18 protein-coding genes are annotated in these 18704 nt (G+C 57.0%); 6 read left to right on the top strand and 12 right to left on the bottom strand.

Features of this window, described 5'->3' with window-relative positions:
- Positions 1-73: 73 nt before the first annotated feature.
- The 3 genes from hutG to hutC form a co-directional block, all read right to left on the bottom strand.
- Positions 74-877 (bottom strand): N-formylglutamate deformylase, encoded by an 804-nt coding sequence (gene hutG / locus AAZT04_RS06150; RefSeq protein ID WP_020826511.1) that lies wholly within the window; start codon positions 875-877, stop codon positions 74-76.
- Complete coding sequence (hutI, locus tag AAZT04_RS06155) at positions 874-2097, bottom strand: imidazolonepropionase (RefSeq protein WP_349525543.1); 1224 nt, start codon at positions 2095-2097, stop codon at positions 874-876. Before hutI ends, hutG begins: the two co-directional genes overlap by 4 nt.
- 159 nt (positions 2098-2256) lie before the next feature.
- Positions 2257-3012, bottom strand: a complete 756-nt coding sequence (hutC, locus tag AAZT04_RS06160) for a histidine utilization repressor (protein WP_020826513.1) — start codon at positions 3010-3012, stop codon at positions 2257-2259.
- 176 nt (positions 3013-3188) lie between these two features.
- Here hutC and AAZT04_RS06165 point away from each other — a divergent pair, with 176 nt between their 5' ends.
- The 3 genes from AAZT04_RS06165 (at position 3189) to AAZT04_RS06175 (ending at position 6202) form a co-directional block, all read left to right on the top strand.
- Positions 3189-4559, top strand: a complete 1371-nt coding sequence (locus AAZT04_RS06165) for a formimidoylglutamate deiminase (protein WP_434679300.1) — start codon at positions 3189-3191, stop codon at positions 4557-4559.
- The gene (locus tag AAZT04_RS06170) at positions 4559-5122 is read left to right on the top strand and encodes a HutD/Ves family protein (protein ID WP_434679302.1); all 564 of its coding nucleotides are present in this window, start codon (positions 4559-4561) and stop codon (positions 5120-5122) included. The genes AAZT04_RS06165 and AAZT04_RS06170 overlap by 1 nt, the downstream gene beginning before the upstream one ends.
- A 78-nt stretch (positions 5123-5200) precedes the next feature.
- Positions 5201-6202 carry a LacI family DNA-binding transcriptional regulator gene (locus AAZT04_RS06175; RefSeq protein WP_434679304.1) on the top strand — a complete coding sequence of 334 codons (1002 nt, stop codon included), beginning with the start codon at positions 5201-5203 and terminating at the stop codon, positions 6200-6202.
- A gap of 56 nt (positions 6203-6258) precedes the next feature.
- Here the strand turns inward: AAZT04_RS06175 and AAZT04_RS06180 are convergent, their stop codons facing one another.
- From AAZT04_RS06180 to AAZT04_RS06200, 5 genes are all read right to left on the bottom strand, one after another.
- The gene (locus AAZT04_RS06180) at positions 6259-7701 is read right to left on the bottom strand and encodes a glycoside hydrolase family 32 protein (protein ID WP_434679306.1); all 1443 of its coding nucleotides are present in this window, start codon (positions 7699-7701) and stop codon (positions 6259-6261) included.
- Complete coding sequence (locus tag AAZT04_RS06185) at positions 7698-8957, bottom strand: MFS transporter (protein WP_048762648.1); 1260 nt, start codon at positions 8955-8957, stop codon at positions 7698-7700. The genes AAZT04_RS06180 and AAZT04_RS06185 overlap by 4 nt, the downstream gene beginning before the upstream one ends.
- 172 nt (positions 8958-9129) lie before the next feature.
- Positions 9130-10440 carry an MFS transporter gene (locus AAZT04_RS06190; protein WP_048762649.1) on the bottom strand — a complete coding sequence of 437 codons (1311 nt, stop codon included), beginning with the start codon at positions 10438-10440 and terminating at the stop codon, positions 9130-9132.
- 90 nt (positions 10441-10530) lie between these two features.
- Entirely contained in the window at positions 10531-10917 is a 387-nt protein-coding gene (locus AAZT04_RS06195) for a GFA family protein (RefSeq protein ID WP_048762650.1), read from the bottom strand.
- Between the two features lie 86 nt (positions 10918-11003).
- Entirely contained in the window at positions 11004-11702 is a 699-nt protein-coding gene (locus tag AAZT04_RS06200; RefSeq protein ID WP_048762651.1) for a DAPG hydrolase family protein, read from the bottom strand.
- A gap of 93 nt (positions 11703-11795) precedes the next feature.
- Here AAZT04_RS06200 and AAZT04_RS06205 point away from each other — a divergent pair, with 93 nt between their 5' ends.
- Entirely contained in the window at positions 11796-12452 is a 657-nt protein-coding gene (locus AAZT04_RS06205) for a TetR/AcrR family transcriptional regulator (RefSeq protein ID WP_048762652.1), read from the top strand.
- Positions 12453-12550: 98 nt separating this feature from the next.
- Here the strand turns inward: AAZT04_RS06205 and pckA are convergent, their stop codons facing one another.
- Complete coding sequence (gene pckA / locus AAZT04_RS06210; RefSeq protein WP_122078997.1) at positions 12551-14170, bottom strand: phosphoenolpyruvate carboxykinase (ATP); 1620 nt, start codon at positions 14168-14170, stop codon at positions 12551-12553.
- 465 nt (positions 14171-14635) lie between these two features.
- Here pckA and AAZT04_RS06215 point away from each other — a divergent pair, with 465 nt between their 5' ends.
- Positions 14636-15979, top strand: a complete 1344-nt coding sequence (locus tag AAZT04_RS06215) for a 2-hydroxycarboxylate transporter family protein (protein WP_020826531.1) — start codon at positions 14636-14638, stop codon at positions 15977-15979.
- A 307-nt stretch (positions 15980-16286) separates the two neighbouring features.
- Positions 16287-17717, top strand: coding sequence for a serralysin family metalloprotease (locus tag AAZT04_RS06220; RefSeq protein ID WP_115059033.1), 1431 nt, complete (start codon positions 16287-16289; stop codon positions 17715-17717).
- Between the two features lie 150 nt (positions 17718-17867).
- Here AAZT04_RS06220 and AAZT04_RS06225 read toward each other — a convergent pair whose 3' ends face one another.
- The 3 genes from AAZT04_RS06225 to yniD form a co-directional block, all read right to left on the bottom strand.
- Positions 17868-18077 (bottom strand): hypothetical protein, encoded by a 210-nt coding sequence (locus AAZT04_RS06225; protein ID WP_041414492.1) that lies wholly within the window; start codon positions 18075-18077, stop codon positions 17868-17870.
- 366 nt (positions 18078-18443) lie between these two features.
- Positions 18444-18581, bottom strand: a complete 138-nt coding sequence (locus AAZT04_RS06230; RefSeq protein WP_017892602.1) for a hypothetical protein — start codon at positions 18579-18581, stop codon at positions 18444-18446.
- An 18-nt stretch (positions 18582-18599) separates the two neighbouring features.
- Complete coding sequence (yniD, locus tag AAZT04_RS06235) at positions 18600-18692, bottom strand: small membrane protein YniD (protein ID WP_369982358.1); 93 nt, start codon at positions 18690-18692, stop codon at positions 18600-18602.
- Positions 18693-18704: the final 12 nt, after the last annotated feature.

Raw genomic sequence — 18704 nt, forward strand, 5'->3', positions numbered from 1 at the left:
GGGAGGGTGCTTGCTTGAAGGCTTGATTGTCGCAGGGCAATTAGCGTTGCCCTGCGACAGGAGGAGAAAAGGATCAACGCAGTTGACCGCCACCGGAAAGCAGGCTGTCGATCATCTGTTTTAGCAGGCGTTGCAGAGAGGCGGCACGCTCGGGCTCAAACGCATAGGGATACTGTTCGGACATGTAGTTCACCTGCGCCAGCTCCAGTTGAATGGCATGCTGCTGCTCTTGCGGACGGCCATAAGCCCGAGTGATATAACCGCCTTTGAAACGGCCGTTAAGCACATGCGTGAACTGTTGTTGTTGTTCGCAGCAGGCGACCAGACGATCGCTCAGCGCCGGGGCGCAGCTTTCGCCCCCGTTGGTGCCCAGGTTGAGGTCTGGCAGCTTACCGTCGAACAGTCGTGGGATAACGGAGGCAATGGAATGGGCGTCGAACAGCAGCGCGTAACCGTGCTTGGCTTTCAGGCGCGTCAGTTCGTCTTGCAACTGTTGGTGGTAAGGTTGCCAGATCTGTTCCAGATAGCCGGTGCGCTCCTGGTCAGAAGGGGCTTTCCCCGGCAGGAAGCTCGGTCGCCCATCAAACAATACGTCAGGATACAGACCGGTGGTGGCGGTAGTATAAAGCGGTTTGTCGTCGGCTGGACGGTTCAAGTCGATAACAAAGCGCGAATAATTGCCGACCAATATGCTGGCACCCATGGCACGAGCGAAATCGTACAGCTGTGGGATATGCCAGTCAGTGTCGGGCAGTGGCCGTGCATCGTCGGTCAAGCCGGCTTCGACGGCCGGTGTCAATCGGGTACCGGCATGGGGAATACTGATCAGCAGCGGCAGGCTGCCGGGGTGGAAATCTAAAGCATCGCGAATGGTCATTGACGTACTTCTCCTCGGAAAATCACCGTACAGGGCAGTTGACCGCCCAACCAGTAAGCCAGTTCAGCCGGACGGGACAGCGGCCAGTGCACAAAATCCGCCAGCTTGCCGGTTTCCAGCGTCCCCTGGCTTGCCTGCAGGCCCAGCGCCTTGGCCGCATGCACCGTGACGCCCGCCAACGCCTCTTCCGGCGTCAAGCGGAACAGCGTGCAGGCCATGTTGATCATCAAACGCAAGGACAACGCCGGTGAGGTGCCCGGGTTCGCATCGCTGGCGATCGCCATGGCGACGCCGTGTTTGCGGAACAGCTCTACCGGTGGGCATTGGGTTTCACGCAGCAGGTAATAAGCGCCCGGCAGCAGCACCGCAACGGTGCCTGCATCGCCCATTGCGCGCGCATCCTGTTCGGTAGCATATTCAAGATGGTCGGCGGAAAGGGCATGGTGCTGCGCTGCCAATTCACTCCCGCCCAGGGCAGAAAGTTGTTCCGCGTGCAGCTTAACGGGCAGACCGGCTTTTTCCGCTGCGGTGAACACGCGCGCCACCTGCGCCGGTGAGAACGCCAGATGCTCGCAGAAGGCGTCAACCGCATCGGCCAATCCGGCAGCGGCAGCCTGAGGAATAATGGTGTTGCACACCAGATCGATATAGTCGTCGGCGCGATGGGCATATTCCGGTGGCAGCGCGTGCGCCGCCAGACAGGTGGTTTTCACTTCAACCGGCAACAGTTCGCCCAGCTTGCGCGCCACGCGCAGCATTTTCAGCTCGCTCTCCGGCGTCAGCCCGTAACCAGATTTAATCTCCACGCAGGTCACGCCTTCCGCCAGCAGCGGTCGCAGCCGGAACAGCGCTTGCTCCAGCAGCAGTTCTTCGTCGGCGTCACGGGTAGCCTTGACGGTGGAAATGATGCCACCGCCCTGGGCGGCGATATCGGCGTAGCTTACGCCATTCAGGCGCTGCTCGAATTCGCCGCTGCGGTTGCCACCGAACACCAGATGGGTATGGCAGTCGACAAAGCCCGGCGTGATGATACCGCCGTCGAATTTCACGGTTTCATCCGCTATCAAGTTTGCCGGTAACGCCGCATGTTCACCCAGCCAGACAATCTTGCTGTCACGCACGGCGATCGCGCCGTTGGTGATGGTGTGATATTTACCGTCGCGCATGGTGACGACGTCGGCCCCGTGCCACAGGCTGTCGCAGTGAATCTCAGAGGTCATGGCTTTTCTCCGCCGGAGCCGTGGCTCCCACATGGTTGTATATACAATTAAAAACAACCTAGCGCATTCATCGGGTTGTCACAAGGGGCGGGATAAAAATTTGTTATCGGGATGTGATCGTTGTGGAAGAGCGGGTACCAAAACGGCACCCGCAGGGGATCAGACTTCGCTGGTGAAACGGCCGAACAGTTGATAACGGCTGCCCGGGTACAGCAGGCGTGCCGACGTGACCACGGTTTTACCGGACCAGGTGCGGCGGTGGATCAGTAATCCGGGTTCGTGGTCTTCCAACTGCAGCAGTTCGCGCTCCTGGCGGGTCGGCACTACCGCTTCGACGATGTGTTCGCCTGCGGTCAGCGGCGCGGCCTGCGTTAAATAGATATAGGGCGTAACGCGGTCGAAATCCTGTTTCATGTAGTCGGGGGCGATCAGGGGATTCACGCAGCGGTCTTCCACCTGTACCGGCAGATCGTTTTCGTAATGCACAATCTGCGAATAGAAAAGCTGCTGGCCAGGTTGAATGCCCAGCGCCAACGCTTCTTCCTCGCTGGCCGGTCGCGCTTTCAACTGCAGGATTTTGCTGCTGTGGCGATGACCCCGGGCGGCGATTTCGTCAGCGATGTTATGCACTTCCAGCAGCGCGGTGTGCGCCTTGGCTTCGGCGACGAAAGTACCCACGCCTTGCATGCGGATCAAATAACCTTCGGTGGTCAGTTCGCGCAAGGCGCGATTAATGGTCATCCGGCTGACGCCCAATTCGGCGACCAGCTCACTTTCCGAGGGGACGCGTTGGTGCGGCAACCAATGACCTGCACGGATTTGGTTCACGATCGCCTGCTTGACCCGTTGATATATTGGGGCGGGGGTATCGCTCATTGCAGCAGCCAGTTGCAGCACGGTCTGTTGATCAACCACGACGTTAACCTCGTCAAATAAAAAAATAATAACATCAGTTTACTGTTGATGTCGGCGTATGTATATGTATATACAACTAAGGGCCGGTCCGCCACAGCAATGCGCTGGGCCCGTATATTTTCGGATGCGCGATTATCGCGCGTTATTAGCCGTTACACTAACAGTGGAATACTGCCATGCCTGCATATTTTGCCTCACGCGCTCTGCTTCCTGAAGGTTGGGCGCATAACGTCCGGTTGGACGTGGATGCGCAAGGTTACCTGACTCAGGTGACTGCCGACGCCGATCCCGAAGGTTGCACCCGTCTGCACGGCGATGCGGTGCCGGGCATGCCAAACCTTCATTCCCACGCCTTCCAGCGTGCGATGGCCGGGCTGGCGGAGGTGGCGGGCAATCCGCAGGACAGTTTCTGGACCTGGCGCGATCTGATGTACCGCCTGGTGCAGCGCTTAACGCCGGAGCAGGTGGAAGTGATCGCCCGTAAACTCTATATCGAAATGCTGAAAGGGGGCTATACCCAGGTCGCCGAGTTCCACTATCTGCATCACGGCGCCGACGGTCTCCCTTATGCCGATCGCGGCGAAATGACCGGCCGACTCAGTCAGGCGGCGGCCCAGGCGGGGATCGGTATGACCCTGCTGCCGGTGCTGTACAGCTATGCGGGATTTGGCGGCCAGCCCGCTCAGCCGGGGCAAAAGCGTTTTATTCAAAATGCGGACAGCTATCTGGAGCAACAGCAGACGATCGCGCGTCAGTTGGCAGAGCAACCGTTGCAGAATCAGGGCCTGTGCTTCCACTCGTTGCGTGCAGTGGAACTGGGCCAAATGCAGCAGATCCTGGCGGCGTCGGACAGTTCGCTGCCGGTGCATATTCATATTGCCGAGCAGCAGAAAGAGGTCAACGACTGTCTGGCCTGGAGCGGACGTCGCCCGGTCGCCTGGCTGTACGAGCATCTGCCGGTGGATCAGCGCTGGTGTCTGGTACACGCCACCCACCTCGCTCGTGACGAGCTAGAGCAGCTGGCGCGCAGCCAAGCGGTAGCCGGCCTGTGCCTGACTACCGAGGCCAACCTGGGCGACGGCATCTTCCCCGGCGACGCCTATCTGCAACATCAGGGGCGTTGGGGCATTGGTTCTGACAGCCACGTATCGCTCAATGTGGTGGAGGAGTTGCGCTGGTTCGAATACGGTCAACGCCTGCGCGATCAGCGCCGTAACCGGCTGACCACGCCGGAGCAACCGGCCGTGGCTGACGTCCTCTACCAACAGGCGTTGCAGGGTGGGGCACAGGCCTGCGGTGCACCGATCGGTCGGCTGCAAAGCGGCTACCGTGCCGACTGGCTGGTGCTGGACGGCGACGATCCGTACCTGGCAGCGGCGCCGGACGCCTCCATCCTCAACCGCTGGCTATTCGCCGGGGGTAAAGAGCAGATCCGCGATGTGTTCGTCGGTGGACGACAGGTGATCGAGCAAGGTCGTCATGCACTGCAGCAACGCAGCAGTGCCGAGTTCTTGCAGGTATTGAAAACCTTCCAGCAGGAGGCGTGATGAGCCTGATGCGTTTTGATTTTGCTTCTCTGCCGGTCACGCCGTGGCGCAACGGTGGTGGGGAAACCCGAGAGATCGCCAGTTGGCCTGTGGGCACCCAGGATTTCGACTGGCGTGCCAGTATCGCCACCATCGCGCAAGACGGCCCGTTCTCGGCCTTCAACGGCATAGATCGTTCGATCACGCTGTTGGAAGGCGATGGCGTGCATTTGTTCAGCGCCGGGCACGTTGATCATCATTTATCGCAGGTTGGCGAACCGTTCGCCTTCTCCGGCGATGTGGCGTTGGGCGCGACCTTGTTGGGCGGCAGTAGCCAGGACTTCAATATCATGACCCGTCGCGGCCGCTGGGCAGCCGACGTGCAGCGAGTGACGAAGGCAATCGAGCTGCCGGTACCGCATGCCGGTGTGCTGTACGTGCTGCAGGGACGCTGGTTGCTGGCGGATGACGTTACCCTGACTACACGCCAGGGCGGTTGGTGGCCGGCGGGCGTGTTTAGCGGGACGCTGGCCCCTCTGGAGGAAGATAGCGTCATTCTGTGGGCCGACATCACAGCCTGCTAAACCGGGCTAGAGTCCAGCGCTAAGTTGTGGGATGATCTGCACTTCTATCCCACACTTATCCCAGATTGAGAAGGGCGCATGGCCTCGCTGAAAGACGTTGCAAAACTTGCCGGGGTATCCCTGATGACGGTATCCCGCGCCATCAACGAGCCCGATAAGCTGCGGCCGGATACCTACCAACGCGTCAAACTGGCGATCGACCAACTGGAATACGTGCCCGATCTTGCGGCGCGACGCATTCGCGGCGACAGCAGTCGGGTTCAGACCCTCGGCGTGCTGGCGCTGGATACCGCGACAACCCCCTTCTCGGTAGAGATGATCCTGTCGATTGAAAAAACGGCGCGTGAACACGGTTGGAACAGCTTCGTGGTCAACCTGTTTGCCGACGACAGCGCGGAGCACACCATAGACCTGCTGCTGGCACACCGACCGGACGGGGTGATTTTCACTACCATGGGGCTACGCCAGGTAGATATACCGGCCAAGTTGCTGGATAAAAAACTGGTGCTGGCCAACTGCATCAGCCCGGAACACCCGGTAGCCAGTTACATTCCCGATGACGAGCAGGGCCAGTATGACGCCATGCGCGCGTTGATCGCCAAAGGCTATCGCGCACCGCTGTGTATTCATCTGCCGGAAACGACCCTGGCGGCCGGGTTGCGCCGCCGCGGGCTGGAGCGCGCCTGGCGTGAAGCGGGTGGAGACGTCGATCAATTACGGCAATATCATCTCGATCTGACCGAAGGCGACGAGCATTACCGCGACAGCGTGGCATTGCTGGAACGGCACTTCTCGCCGGGGCGGCGCGACTGCGATGTGGTGGTGTGCGGCAACGATCGGGTGGCGTTTTTGGTGTATCAGGTGTTGCTGGCGCAGGGCTGGGAAATCCCGCAACAGGTCGGGGTGCTGGGCTACGACAATATGGTTGGTATTGGCCAGCTGTTCCTTCCGCCGCTGACCACGGTGCAGTTACCGCATTATGAGCTGGGCCGACATGCGGCACTGCATCTGATTAATCAATTGGATCATAGCGACAGGGTGAAGGTGGCCTGCCCGTTATTACTGCGTGGATCGCTGTAACCCAACAGGGCGCAGTTCATTCACCGCCGCGCCCTGCACATTGAGTTGTTCTCAGATCACTCCCAGGTGCTTTCCAGTTCCCAGGCCTGTGCCGCGCCAAACTGCGCCAGTCCGCCTTCGGCGAACAGGGTGACGCTGCGTTGCCCGTCGGTTGGGTAGATACGGCTGGTCAGGCAGGCCTCGCCCTGATTAACGAACACTTCCAGCGATGAGCGGTCGATAAAGACGCGCAGCGACAAAATGTCCGCCTCAGGCAACGGCACGCTGCGGCAGCCGCACAGGCCCGGATCTTCACTGAAACGTTCCAATACCAGTCGATGCGTTTGATTATCGACGTACAGCCGTGCGGCGGTGCCTATAACGATGCCGTAGCGCTCTGCATCGCTGGCGGCGACGTTTAGCGTCAATGCCAGTTCTTGCACCCCGTCAGTCAACACCTGCCGCTGGTTACGTACAGACACGGCGTCAAATGACTGTTGCTCGCCGCGCAACGCTGTCAGCTCACGCGCTGGATTCATCAGTACGTTGCCTTCACATGACAGCGTCAATTCACGGGGCAGGGTGAGTGCACCGGCCCAACCGTGGGGTTTGCTCGGCATAGGCGATTCCCACATGTCCATCCAGGCGAACAGCAGGCGGCGACCGTCGGCGGCAGTAAAGGTTTGCGGTGCGTAGAAATCGTGCCCACCATCCAGCTCACAGAATGACTGGGTGACGCTGAAATCCTCATCGGGCCGCCAGTGGCCGAGCAGATAGCCGCTCTGGAAGCGGTTACGATTGCGATAACCCTGCGCTGTCAGTCCCTGCGGCGAGAACAGCAGAACCTGCTTTTCACCGAGCGGGAAGAAATCCGGACATTCCCACATATAGCCCTGGTGCGGCGATTGTGCCCCCGCCAGGACGCGATCGAACTGCCAGTCGCGCAGGTCATTCGAACGGTAAAGTCGAGCCTGGCCTAACCCGTTTTCTTTGGCGCCGACCACCATCCACCAGCAGTCAGCTGCACGCCAGACTTTCGGATCGCGAAAGTGCTGAATGCCTTCCGGCGGCAGCAACACCGGCCCGTGTTTGACGAAATTTACGCCATCTTCGCTGGTGGCCAGGCACTGCACTTCGCGTACCTGGTCGTCATCGCCTTCTTTGCCCAGCCAGACGTGGCCGGTGTAGAGCAGCGTCAATACGCCGTTGTCATCCACCGCACAGCCGGAAAAACAGCCGTCTTTGTCGTAGCTTTCGCCGGGAGCCAGGGCGATCGGCTGATGCTGCCAGTGCGCCAGATCCCGGCTGGTGGCGTGGCCCCAATGCATGGGGCCCCAGTTTTGGTCATAGGGATGATGTTGATAGAACGCATGGTAGACGCCGTTAATGTACACCAGACCGTTGGGGTCGTTGATCCAACCGGCGGCCGCCGCCAGATGAAATTGCGGATAGTAATCGTCCTGACGTTGCGCGCGCAGCGCTTCGACCGCGTGATCGGCCTGAGCTAAAGCATTTTTCATTGGGTTGGCTCACTTGATTTTATCGTTGATTGAAATTGGGGCGTGCGGGCGACGGTTTCGCCGCGCAGCAGGAAGCAGGAAATCAGCGTGGTACCGGCTACTGCGCAGCCCATCAGCAAATAGGTGTCGGCAAAGCCGATACGGTCGTAGCCGTAACCGGCGAGCGGCGCCAGGATGCCGGCGACGATCTGGCTGATAAACTGGAAGCCCACCAGATACAGCGTCGAGGACAGGCGGCTGTCAAAGCGGGTGGTGATGTATTTGAACATTGCCACCAGCAGGATAGGCAACTCCACGGCGTGCAGCAGTTTCATGGCGGAAATCATCAATGCGCCGCTGGCAAAGCCGGAACCGAACATGCGCAGTGCCATCACGCTGCTGGCCAGCAGCAAGCTCTGTTTGATGCCGATGCGATTGACCAGCAGGGGGGCCAGGAACATGCCGCCAGCCTCCAGAAACACCTGCAGCGAATTGAGGAAACCGTACATGCGGTTGCCTTCTTCGTGCGTTGCGAACTGCGAGGCAAAATACACCGGGAATTGCTGGTCAAATACGCCGTAGATGCTGGTACCGAGTACGAACACCACCAGTGCCCAGAAACCCGGCAGGCGCAGCAGCGCCAGCGCGTCCTGCAGCTTCAGATTTTCCGGTTTGCCGTATTCCAGACCGGCCATGGCGTTGGGTTTCAGTTCGCGCACCTGCCACAGCAACAGCAGAAATACCGCCGCCGAGGCCGAGGCGATCCAGAAGTTGATATTCGGATTGATGTTGTAGATGAAGCCGGCAAAGAAGGTCGCGCTGGCCCAGCCCAGTGAACCCCACATGCGGGCCCGGCCAAATTCAAAACCGACGATCCGGCTGACCCTTTCGGTATAGGACTCCAGCGCACCAATGCCGGCATTGAACGCCAGGCTGACGAACACGCCGCCCACCAGCGCACCGGCCACCAGGTTGGTTTGCAGCAGCGGGGCGTAGACGTAGATAAAGAACGGGCCGGTCAGCAGCAGAAGCACGCCGACAAACAGCAGCAGATGCTTACGCAGCCCGAGCTTGTCCTGAATAAAACCGTACAGGGGCTGTGCGCACAGCGCCATGATTGACATCGCCGAGAAGATCAGGCCGGTTTCCGTGCCTTTCAGGCCGATCTTTTGGTTCAGCCAGATGGAGATCAGAGAAAAACTGGATGACCAGGTGAAGAAGAAGAAAAACAACAGGCCGCTGAGAAGCACATAATATTTTTTTGTTTCGCGGTTCATGGGGAATGCCCTGATGGATGAAATTGGCTCTATTGTTAACGTTAACTTTAGATCAAATAAAGCCGCCAAAGCCAGGGATTGCGATGTTAATCACAAAAGTTAACGTTAACATTTTGCTGGTGTGATCCAAATCACCTGTCAATAAAACAGGGGCGCAGTGCGCCCCGCAGGGTTAACGTTCGTTGAGTGAACGGAGATGGTCGTCGCGCCGCAGGGTCATCAGCGCGAACAGGCTGACTACCGAGGTGGCGACCACATAGTAAGCCGGGATATCGAGGTTGCCGGTCTGTTTGATCAGGCCGGTGATGATTAGCCCGGCAGAGCCGGAAAACACCGCGTTGGAAAGCGAATAGGCCAGTCCCAGGCCGGTATAACGCACCTGCGTCGGGAACATCTCCGCCAACATTGCCGGACCGGGGCCGGCCAGCAAACCGACGACAGCACCGGCGATCATCACCGCGATGCCTTTGGCCAGCAGCGAACTTTGAGGATCCTGCAGCAGGTGCAGCAGTGGGAAGGTGAACAGGATCACCGCCACTACCGCCGTCAGCATCACCGTTTTGCGCCCCAGCTTATCGCTGAGGATGCCGGCGGGCAGAATGGTCAGGGCGAAACCGACGTTAGCCAGTACCGTCGCCACCAGCGCCTGCTGGAAGGTGGCGTGCAGCGAGGTTTGCAGGTAGGACGGCATCACCACCAGAAAGGTGTAACCGGCAGCGGACCAGCCCATCATGCGCCCAATGCCAATCGCGATAGTTTTCACCACGCCGCTTAACTTCAGCTCGGGGGCTTGCACCTTGGTGCCGAGGTTTTGTTGCGCCTGGGTAAAGGTCGGCGTCTCTTGCAGTTTTAAGCGTAGCCACAGTGCTACCGCGCCCATTGGCAACGCCAGCAGAAAGGGGATGCGCCAGCCCCAGTCATGTAACTGCTCAGGGGTTAAAAGCGCAGCCAACAGCGCTACCAGTCCGGCCCCGGCCAACAGCCCGAAGGCCACGGTCAGCGACTGCCAGGCCCCGAACAGGCCACGTTTTCCCTTCGGTGCGAACTCGGTCATCAGCGAAACCGCACCGCCGAACTCGCCGCCGGCGAACAGCCCCTGGAACATGCGCAACAGGGTCAGCAACAGCGGGGCGGCAACGCCGATGGAGGCATAGGTCGGCATCACGCCGATCAGGGCGGTAGCCACCGTCATCAGCAACAAGACTGCGATCAGCGTCGGTCGACGGCCAATGCGATCGCCGATGCGGCCGAAAATCACGGCGCCTATCGGGCGACAGAAAAAGGCCAGCGCAAAGGCGGCATAGGTGAGGATCAGGCTGGTAATTTCACTTTCACCCTGCAGGGTGAAAAAATTGGCGGCGATCACGGTAGCGAGAAAACCGTAAACGCCGAATTCGTACCATTCGATAAAGTTGCCGACCGATCCGGCCAGCAAGGCCTGACGCGACTGGCGTGCGTCGATAACCGTGGTTTGTGTGTCCATCCCCATTCCCGTGCGTTTGAATTATTGTCATTCAGTTCTAAATTCTTATGACAAAACAATCAATTATTTTAAGCGGGAAGTGTGAAGGCCTCAGACGATGTCGTCGATTTTCCACCAGTCGGGGCAGCCATCGGAAAAGGAATGCGCAGTGGGGCGCAGCGCCGTCAGGTCGCCGCGATCAAAACTGCCGGTGACCAGCGCGACGGTCGGTGCGTCATCGACAGCGCCCAGAGTACTGCCGCAACGTGGGCAAAAGGCGCGGCTGGAATAGTCGGAAGAACGGTACAGGGCAGGCACGCCGCCGGTACCGATCCAACTGACGGCTTCACGCGGAAACTCAACCCAGCACAACGTTGGCGCGCCGGAGTGGCGCTGACAGAACTCGCATGAGCAACTGTGAGGATTACCGGGCTGCCCAACGGCCTGAAAACGGATATGCCCGCAAAGACAGCCACCTGAATACCGCCGTTTTTCCATCGCTTCACCTGTCGTTTATCTTTGTAGCCTGTAGGTTGAGCTTACTATAAAGGCCCCGGCGAAAAATAAAACGCCGGGGTGAATGATTACCAGGGTAAGGGGGCAGCCTCATGGCCGTTTTCGGCGTAGTACAGCGAAGGCAGGAATTGCGCCAGATAGCTGAATTCATTGTAGCAATGGCGCATCAGATTAAAGCCAACCTCGTCCGGCAGTTCTTCATGTGCGTTGACACAGGATTTCCCCAACAGAAAACGGCTGCGTAGCACGCAACCATAGGAGGTGTCGCGTGCCAGATGCAGCATTTCACCGTCCAGCGGATCGCCGTTATCGTCCAGCGCCACCTGTTCACCAAAGCCGATCCGTGCGCATACGGCGGCGGATAACGCCTGACCGTCCCGCGCCTGTTGCAAAGGTTGTGGGGCAAAAAAGTCTTCTGCCGCGTGGAATTTGAGGCGGGCCGGAACCGGTGGCAATTCGGCTAACCATTCCACCGCGTTGATGCTGGCACCCACGTAGCTTTGGCCTTTTCTCCAGTGCTGGTCCCAGCCGCGGTGTTCGACATGATCGTGCGGATGCCACCAACGGATGTGCTGGGTGGTTTCGAAAAAGGTAAACCACCAATCCAGCATGCGGCCCTTGCAGCCGTGCAGATCGGTACGGATTGCCACGGTCAACCAGCCGTCGCTATTGCGCGTCAGCCCCATCTCCAGCCGCAGCGGTTCAGGTTTGAGCAACTCGTTGATATCATTTACGCCCCAGGGCAGCATCAGTGATTGATGTGTCATCACGCTCATCCTTTTTTATTTGGAAACGATATTTGTTTCCTAAATAAGGCTATGCCGCTATGCTGACTCTGTCAACGATTTCGAGGAACTGTGATGGTAAATAAAGTGGAAGCCGAACCCCGTTCGCGTGGAAGGCCTTCGGCTCCGGAAGGGGAGTTACGCGCGGCGGCAGTGGAGGCCACTCTGGCGTTGTTGCTGACGCAGGGCTATACCGCTACCACCGTGGACGCGGTGGCGAAGCGGGCGGGCATGGCGAAGAAAACCCTGTATCGCTTTGCCGAGAACCGCGATGCGCTGGTGACGCAGGCGATCGCTAGCTGGACCGACGCTTTTGCGCCGGTGTTTGAACAGGACGCCCAGCGGGCGACAGAGTTGCCGACGCTGTTGTCGCAGGGCTTGCAGGCCATTGCGCGACAGGTGCTGAGCGAGCAGGCGGTGGGGATGTTTCGCCTGCTGCAGAGTGAATTTCCGGGGCGTGAAGATTTGCTGGCGGCTTATCAGCGCAACGGCATTGAACGGGGCAGGACGATTGTGGCTGACTGGCTGCAGCGCCAGCAAGGGCGTGGTTGGCTGCGTGAACTGGATTGCGCGCAAACCAGCGATCTGCTGCTGGCGATGGTGATAGCAGAACCCTTACGCCAGATGGCGCTTGGTCTGTTGCCGCCGGGCAGCGATATCGACACTCGCATAGCGGCGGCGTTGGCTTTAGTGCTCCCAGCTTTACTTAGGTCACCCTTGTCCGCCGCATAAGAATGGCAGAATTTGCCCGGGGGTTAGCGTCGGGGCCAAGCCGCTGATGTAAAAAGGGGCCAGCAGGCCCCTGTAAGGATGATAAAGCGCGCTGTGGCTTAAAGTTTAGGCCCGGCGCTCACCAGTTTTTCCCCTGCGGGGGTGACGGTGTATTTGGCAAAGTTATCGATAAAGCGCTGGGCCAGATCCTGGGCTTTTTCCTGCCACAGCGATTCGTCGGCGTAGGTTTTACGTGGATCGAGGATCGAAGGATCTACCCCCGGCAATGCCTTCGGTACCGCCAAGCCAAAGATTGGCAGGTTGAAGGTGTCGGCGTGCTCGATCTCCCCGTTTAAAATGGCGTCGATGATGCCGCGGGTGTCCTTAATGGAAATACGCTTGCCGCTGCCGTTCCAGCCGGTATTCACCAGATAGGCCTGTGCACCGGCCGCTTCCATGCGTTTGACCAGCACTTCTGCGTACTGCGTCGGGTGCAGCGTCAGGAACGCCGCGCCGAAACAAGCGGAGAAGGTCGGGGTTGGGGTGGTAATGCCGCGCTCGGTGCCGGCCAGCTTGGCAGTGAAGCCGGACAGGAAGTGATATTGGGTTTGTTCCGGTGTCAGGCGTGATACCGGCGGCAATACGCCGAAGGCATCCGCCGTCAGGAAGATTATTTTCTTGGCATGTCCCGCCTTGGACACGGGTTTGACGATGTTTTCGATGTGGTTGATCGGGTAAGAGACTCGGGTATTTTCGGTCTTGCCGGCATCATCGAAATCGATGCTGCCATCGGCCAGCACCTGCACGTTTTCCAACAGCGCGTCCCGGCGGATAGCCTGATAAATCTCCGGCTCAGCCTGAGGCGACAACTTGATGGTCTTGGCGTAACAGCCGCCTTCGAAGTTGAATACGCCGTCGTCGTCCCAGCCGTGCTCGTCATCGCCGATCAGTTGGCGTTTAGGATCGGTGGAGAGGGTAGTTTTGCCGGTGCCGGACAGGCCGAAGAAGACCGCCACGTCACCCTGTTCGCCCACGTTGGCTGAACAGTGCATCGAGGCAATACCCTGCAGCGGCAGCAGGTAGTTCATGATCGAGAACAGGCCCTTTTTCATTTCGCCGCCGTACCAGGTCCCGCCGATCAACTGTATGCGTTCGGTCAGGTTAAAGGCGACGAAGTTTTCCGAATGCAGCCCCTGCTGTTTCCAGTCAGGATTGGTGCATTTGGCACCGTTCATCACCACAAAGTCCGGCTCGAAATTCTGCAGCTCTTCATCCGACGGGCGGATAAACATGTTTTTGACAAAGTGCGCCTGCCAGGCCACCTCGGTGATGAAACGCACTTTCAGGCGGGTGTCTGCGTTGGCGCCACAGAAGGCATCCACCACAAACAGACGCTTGCCGGAAAGTTGGTTACCCACCAGCGTTTTTAGATGTTGCCACACTTCCGGCGACAGCGGCTGGTTGTCGTTTTTGCCTGTGCCGCTATCGGACCACCAAACGGTATCGCGCGTGGTGTCGTCACGCACGATGTATTTGTCTTTCGGAGAACGGCCGGTGAATTCGCCGGTATCGACGTTGACCGCGCCCAACGTCGTTAACGTACCGCGCTCCAGCGCCGGCAGGTCGGCGCGGGTTTCCTCGATAAACAGTTGTTCATAGCTGGGATTATGGACGATCTCGGTAGCCTGGTGGATACCGTAGCGGGCCAGCGTTTGTGGGGTAATCGCGATTGAAGACATATCCTACTTCCTTATTAGTTCTATGCCCTTCGCCTTTCTGACCACGGCCTTTGAAAGTGATAGGGCATATATTATGTGCCTGCTTTCCGCACGGTGCCGCGTGCAGAGCAAGGCTCGGGTACAAGCTGACCGGATTCAGCTATTTACCGCTCCGGTTCTCATTAATAAACGCACGGATTTTTACTTCCATCTATAGCATAGCAGTGAATTAGCGCCTGATTAATTTAATTACAAAACGCTGACGATAATTAATTAAAACCAACATTGGTGGGGGCTCACAATATTGAATTAATAAAAGGTAATTTGGTTTTGTATTTTTATTTTTTATCATATTGTCAGTGCTGTCCACTATTTTATTTATTATAAACAAGCCCATTCCGAAACGTACCTTTTAAAGCTTATAAATTATTTTATATGCCATTAGTCGATCCGCTCCACACTGAACGCTTGTCAGCAGGGTGAATAATGAAACAGATAAATGCAGAAATGACCTGTGAGAAAGAGATACCGCAACCTGATTCATCAGGATTGATTAACCACCTGCGGAAAATGGATATCGGTGCCGTGCCGGTTGCGCTGTTTATCACCATTTGCGCGATTGTCGCCGTATCGGCCTACGCCAACTTCCTGCCAAAGAATATGATCGGCGGCCTGGCGGTGATCATGACGCTGGGCTTTGCGCTGGCGCATTTAGGTAAAAGCATTCCGGTACTGCGTGATATTGGCGGCCCGGCCATTCTGTGCCTGATGGTACCTTCGGTGCTGGTGTACTTTAATTTTTTCCAGCCGAACGTGATGGGCACCGTCCATCTGCTGATGAAAGACGCCAATCTGCTGTACTTTGTGATCGCCAGCCTGGTGGTCGGCAGTATTCTTGGCATGAACCGGGTGATTCTGATCCAGGGCATGATCCGTATGTTCGTCCCGCTGGTGGTGGGCACGGTAACGGCGGTGGCAACCGGATTGCTGGTGGGTAAGCTGTTTGGTTTTACCTTCTATCACACCTTTTTCTTTATCATCGTGCCGATCATCGGTGGCGGTATCGGCGAGGGCATTTTGCCGCTGTCGCTGGCGTATTCCGCCATTCTGGGTTCGACACCCGACGTGTACGTTGCACAACTGGCGCCGGCGGCGGTGCTGGGCAATATCTTTGCCATTGTCGCGGCCGGAGTGCTGGCGCGACTGGGCATGAAACGCAAGGCGTTGAGCGGTGACGGCATGCTGATCCGTTCAGCGGAGGAAAACGCGGTATTCGATATCAAGGAAACCAGTGGCAACGTCGATTTCCAGCTGATGGGCGGTGGACTGCTGGTGATTTGTGCCTTCTTTATCGTCGGTGGCCTGTTCGAACATATCGTGCATATTCCCGGTCCAGTGCTGATGATTCTGTTTGCGGTGCTGTGCAAATATTGCCGGGTGATCCCAACCTCAATGGAAACCGGTGCGCACAGTTTTTATAAGTTCGTCTCCACCGCGCTGGTGTGGCCGCTGATGATTGGCCTCGGTATGCTGTATGTTCCGTTGGAAAGCGTCGTGGCGGTGTTCTCGGTCGGTTATGTGGTGGTATGCGGTTCGGTGGTGTTGTCGATGGGGCTGGTGAGTTTCCTGATTGCGCCTTACCTGAAAATGTTCCCGGTTGAAGCGGCGATTGTTACCTGCTGCCACAGTGGCTTAGGCGGTACCGGCGATGTCGCCATTCTCTCCGCATCCAACCGGATGGGCCTGATGCCATTTGCACAAATCGCCACGCGCATCGGCGGTGCTTCCACCGTTATCGGCGCCACGCTGTTATTGGGTTGGTTAATTTGAATCCGGGCTAAATTAAGGATTGCCGGGGTGGATTGCCCCGGTTTTTTTATTTTCGCCTGCCGCTAATAATAAGCAATCAAACGGAGTCGGAATTGAAGGTAATATTTTAATCAGATAGTTCTGTATTTTAATGAAAAGTGTCTATCCTGTTATTTAAGGGATTATCGTTCTCATTAAGAGTGCTCATGGAGGGTGCCAACCGCATTAGCGAGATCCCCGTATTTATTCAGCACCGGAACACGGCCATTAAGGCCATCCGACAGTGATCGTAGCGACTCACTGAAATGACGAATATGGAGATACTCTAATGTCATCAAGCAATCAACGCGTTAACCCATCGGCAGAAGCTACAAGCGTATTGGCCCTTCAAGGAGCCTATAAGGCTGATAGCGATCATGAATTGAACGTCATTCACCCTTCGAAAAGTTTTGAAGATGCCGGGTTGGAATTGATCCGCGGCGACCGCAGTTGGCACGACAAAGGTGTGACCGATACCGCGGTTAACCTGAGTTACAGCTTCTGGGAACAGGCGCCAGGCAACATGTCTAGCATGGGGATCGGCGGCTTCAGCAGTTTCAATGAACAGCAGCGCGAACAGGCGAAACTTTCGCTGCAATCCTGGTCGGATGTGGCCAATATCACGTTTACCGAAACCAGCGATACCCAAAGTGCCAATATCAAATTTGGCCTGTTCGATGTCAGTTCACGCGGCTCCTATGCCTTCGCCTATAACCCCGACACCTCCCCATCGGTGGCTGGGCAAACCTGGTACAACGCCACAAGCAATGTGTTCGCCAATAACCTGATCCATGAAAACGAATATGGCCGTCAGACGTTGACGCACGAAATTGGCCATGCGCTGGGGCTCCAGCACCCAGGGGATTACAACGCTGCCCCGGGTGTGAGCATCACTTACAACAATGACGCGACCTATTTTGAAGACAGCCGCGCCCACAGCGTGATGAGCTACTTTGGTGAAAGCAGCACCGGCCAAGATTTCAAAGGCGCTTACTCTTCGGCTCCGCTGTTAAATGACATTACAGCGATCCAGCAGTTCTATGGCGCCAATATGTCTACCCGCAGCGGCGACACGGTTTACGGTTTTAATTCCAATACCGATCGTGATTTTCTCACCGCCACCCACGCGCAGGATAAAATCGTGTTCAGCGCCTGGGATGCAGGCGGTACGGACACCTTTGATTTCTCAGGTTTTAGCCAGAATCAACGTATTAACCTCAACGAGAAGTCCTTCTCCGACGTGGGCGGCCTGGAAGGTAACGTGTCTATTGCCGCCGGCGTGACCATCGAAAATGCGTTTGGGGGATCCGGCAACGATGTGATCATCGGCAACGCCACCAATAACATTTTAATCGGCGGCGCGGGGGACGACATTCTGTACGGCGGCGGTGAATCGGATCATCTGTTTGGTAATGAGGGTAAGGACACCTTCGTTTATTTCGCCGCCAACGAATCACGTGCTGATGCGCCGGATTGGATCGTGGATTTTGTCAGCGGTGAAGACAAAATCGATCTGACGCTTTTCAACACCGGCAGCAGCAATGGCATCGAGTTCGTTAGTCAGTTCAGCGGTAAGGCCGGTGAAGCCTTGTTAACTTACGATGAGCTCAATCACGTCAACGATGTGGCAATCAATCTGGGAGGTGGGTTCGACAGCAGTGACTTCCTGGTGAAAGTGATTGGCCAGCCGCTGGTGGAGAGCGATTTCGTGCTGGTTTGACGGTTGCAGGCAACAAAAATAGTGCTTTATTGGGAAAAACACGACAATTCCTATTAATTTCGTCACGTTAGCCTGACATAGTAGCGCACAGAAGGCCGGGCTTGCATACCTCGGGCTTCTGCCGAATCGCCAACCAATCCGGTTGGCGATTCATTTTCCATCTTTCAGCATGTTGATCGCCGCGCTTATCAGGATCCGGCGTTCAATGTCGTTGCTTTCGGCCAGTTGCTGCGCCAGGTGTTTTGCCAGCGTTTCGACCGATAAAACCTCGCCGCGATGACGCAACTGCATCACGCTGTCGCCGATCAAACGCGCCACTTCATCCCACACGGTTTTTATCTCCTGCTCCGAGAACATCATGGGTTACCTCGGCTGGGTGATTTTTGGTCAATGTAGCAGTTGAGGTCAGGGGGCGCCACCGTACCGATCGCACAATGCCAAAACCGGATGCATAAAAAACAAGCCATCAGTATTTCTTCTGGTTTTTTCGTCCAATACTAACAGTGTCGAATATCTGGAGGGTGAATGATGAGACTGGTCGATAAACTGGCTGAGTACCATCGCCGGAGCCGGCGGGCTGAAGCGCAACATTGGCTGTACCGTTTATGGCTGCCGCAAGGGGAGGCGAGAATTACCTATTTACGCGAGTTGTTGGAGCCTGAGGCTAAGCAACCCGCGAAGCGGGAACACTGAAAGAAGGCGTGTCAGTATCCGGCCGGACTGGCGTTACTCGAGAATATCTTCGATCTCTTCAAGCACCTGGTGACCTAGCTCGGTGGTGATCATCAAAATACCGCAGACCAAAATAACCAGCGCCAGCAGCAGTAAGGCGATTTGTACGCCGTTGCCATTTCGTTTTGCCATGGGGCCTGTTCCTTGCCGTTAGCCGAAAACTATTGCCGCCCAGCGCAATAACAGTAGGGCGAGACAGATCAGCAATAATATTAAAAACATCTTCCAGTGCTTGCTGCGCATGCGTTTGGTGGC

The sequence above is a fragment of the Serratia sp. Je.1.23.a genome (genome assembly GCF_051129805.1).
Lineage (GTDB): Bacteria > Pseudomonadota > Gammaproteobacteria > Enterobacterales > Enterobacteriaceae > Serratia > Serratia liquefaciens.